This is a genomic window from Nocardia amamiensis NBRC 102102 (genome assembly GCF_001612745.1).
Classification (GTDB): Bacteria; Actinomycetota; Actinomycetes; order Mycobacteriales; family Mycobacteriaceae; genus Nocardia; species Nocardia amamiensis.
Genome location: NZ_BDBA01000358.1, coordinates 1 through 1,677, shown reverse-complemented (window position 1 = coordinate 1,677; position 1,677 = coordinate 1). Strand labels below are relative to the sequence as shown.

The following is a 1,677-nucleotide window of genomic DNA, read 5'->3' as shown; positions in this document are numbered from 1 at the left end:
CCAGATCAGCTTCAACTACCTGGGCCGGATGTCGGCCGGGGAGATCCCCGAGCAGCTCGCCGAGATCGGCTGGGTGCCGGTGGCCGACCTGGGTCAGCTGGATGTCGACATGGACCTCGACATGCCCGCCAACGCGACGATCGATATCAACGCGATCGTCACCGAGGGGGCCGACGGCCCGCAGCTCGGCGCGTCGTTCGCCTTCCCGGCCGGTCTGCTGACCGCCGAGCGGGTCCAGGAGTTCGCCGACCTCTGGGTCGAGGCGCTCACCGCGCTGGCCACGCATGCGCGGCGGCCGGACGCCGGCGGCTTCACGCCGTCGGACATGCCGCTGGTGCGAGTGGGGCAGCACGACATCGAGCTGTGGGAACAGACCTACCCGGCGTTGTCGGAAGTGTGGCCGCTCTCGCCGCTGCAGTCGGGTCTGCTGTTCCACGCCTTGATGACCCAGTCCACCGTGGACGTGTACACCATGCAGGCCGTGGTGGACCTGGGCGGCACGCTGGACGCGGCGCGCCTGCATGCGGCGGCCCAAGGCATCATCGACCGGTACCCGAACCTGCGCACCGCGTTCGTCACCGACTCCGACGGCCAGGCCGTGCAGGTGGTGCTGGATCGGGTCGAAGCACCGTGGCGCGAGGTTGATCTCACCGAGCTGCCCGCCGAGCAGCGGACGGCGGAACTGAAGCGTCAGGTCGCGGTGGAACGGGCCACGCACTTCGACATGGCCACCCCGCCGCTGCTGCGGTTCACGCTGTTCCGCAGCGACGCCGAGCAGTGGCACCTGGCCATCACCACCCATCACATCCTGCTGGACGGCTGGTCCATGCCGCTGCTCATGCGGGACCTGCTGGTGCTGTACGCGGTGCACGGCGATCAGACCGCGCTGCCGCGGGTTGCCTCCTACCGCAACTTCCTCGGCTGGCTGGCTGGGCGCGACCGGGACGCTTCGCTGCGCGCCTGGGCGACGGCGCTGGACGGCGTCACCGAGCCCACTCAGCTCGCGCCGCAGGCCAGGGGCGCGGAGGACTACGAGATCGGCACACTGACCACCGAGATCGACGCCGACCGCACCCGCAGGATCAGCAAGCACGCCGCCGAACTCGGCGTCACGGTGAACACGCTGGTGCAGGCGGCGTGGGGCATCCTGCTCGGACGTCTCACCGGCCGCGGCGACGTGGTGTTCGGCGCGACGGTGTCCGGCCGTCCCGCCGAGCTGCCCGGTGTCGAGTCGATGGTGGGTCTGTTCATCAACACGCTGCCGGTGCGGCTGCGGATCGATGACCGCCAGAGGATCGGCGAGCTGCTGGAGCGGTTGCAGCGCGAACAGGCCGACCTGCTCGAGCACCACTACGTGGGGCTCACCGAGATCCAGCAGGTGGCGGGCACCGGGTCGCTGTTCGACACGCTGATGGTGTTCGAGTCGTATCCGATGGACAAGGAAGCGATTGCGGCCGCCAGCTCGATCGACGGCATGTCGGTGAACGGTGTCGGCGTCAACGACGCCACGCACTACCCGATGACGCTGCTGGTGATGGCGGAGTCCAGCATCGAGCTGACCCTGCGGTACCTGGGCAGCCGGTTCACCGCCGACGAGGTCCAGATCCTGGCCCAGCGCCTGGTCCGGGTGCTGGAAGCCCTGCTCGGCGACTCGGACGTCCTGGTCGGCGACATCGA

Annotated in this window: 1 protein-coding gene; it reads left to right on the top strand. The window is 69.4% G+C overall.

Annotated features, from left to right (window positions below):
• Nucleotides 1–1,677, top strand: a 1,677-nt coding sequence (locus tag NA4_RS37550; RefSeq protein ID WP_245671785.1) for a condensation domain-containing protein, incomplete at both ends; no start/stop codon positions are given.